Here is a 1,013-nt window from a genome sequence, read left to right as displayed (position 1 = left end):
TCGGGGCGTCGATCTCCAAGGCCGTGTCGCAATCGCTGAAGGGCCACGACCGCGACGAGATCGCGGCGCGGATGACCGCGTATCTCGACGAGCAGATCAGCGGCCACATGCTCAATGCCTACGCCTCGGAGGCGCGCAGCGAGCACATCATCAACATCGTCCGCTTCATCGCCCTGATCGAGGCGACCGGCGACCGGCGGCTGCTCGAATTCATCGCGTCCCAGTTCGGCTGGACCGTGATCGAACAGCGCTACCTGCCGGCGATCGAGCTGGCGGAGCGGCTGGAAAAGCGGGCCGAGATGGATCGCGAGATAGAGGCGAACCGGCGCCAGCTCAAGCGCGGGGGCGTGCTGTGAAAGAGTTCTTTTCTCCCGCCGAACTGGCTGATCTGAAGCTTCCCGACCTTCCGAAGCGTCGCGAACATATCGCCCGCAAGGCGGATGACGACGGTTGGCGCGACCCGGCACGGGAGTGGTCCGAAGCGAACCCGGACGGTGTCTGGCGACGCAAGGGCAATGGCTACGAGTACCGCTACGACGTGCTGCCGACCCGCGCCAAGCGCAAGCTGATGCTGGCGCAGCGCCGCGAGGTGGCGAAGGACGCCCGCGCCGAGAAGAAGGCTGGCCTGCAGCGCGACGCGCTGTGGGACTGGTTCGAGCGGCTCCCCGAGGCGCGGCAGCAGAAGGCCCGCGAGCGGCTGGCCGCGCTTGAGGCGGTCGCCGATCTCGTCGCCGCCGGCCGGCAGCGGGACGTCGCGATGATGCACGTCGCGGCCGAGATGAAGGTCTCGCTGCGCACGCTCTACAACTGGGCGGACCTCGTCGCCGGCGTCGCCCGCGTCGACTGGCTCCCGCACCTCCAGCCGCGCCATGCGGGGCGGCTCGCGACCGCCGAGTACAGCGAGGAGGCGTGGGACTGGTTCCGGGACAATTACCTGACGCAGTCCGAGCGCAGCGCGGCCAAGGTCTATCGCGACCTTGAGAAGATCGCGAAGGCGCAGGGCTGGACGGTCC

2 protein-coding genes are annotated in these 1,013 nt (G+C 68.5%); both read left to right on the top strand.

Annotation, left to right across the window (positions count from 1 at the left end; all coding sequences use genetic code 11):
• Window positions 1–356, top strand: a 356-nt coding sequence (locus tag STARVERO_RS21730) for a DNA transposition protein (protein WP_159602047.1), incomplete at its 5' end; no start/stop codon positions are given.
• Window positions 353–1,013 (top strand): DNA-binding domain-containing protein (locus tag STARVERO_RS21725; RefSeq protein WP_280178161.1); only part of this gene is annotated, 661 nt, incomplete at its 3' end. The genes STARVERO_RS21730 and STARVERO_RS21725, both read left to right, overlap by 4 nt.

The sequence above is a fragment of the Starkeya nomas genome (genome assembly GCF_902703545.1).
Taxonomy (GTDB): Bacteria; Pseudomonadota; Alphaproteobacteria; order Rhizobiales; family Xanthobacteraceae; genus Ancylobacter; species Ancylobacter moscoviensis.
Note: the sequence above shows the minus strand (reverse complement) of the source record. Positions and strands in the feature narration are given on the sequence as shown.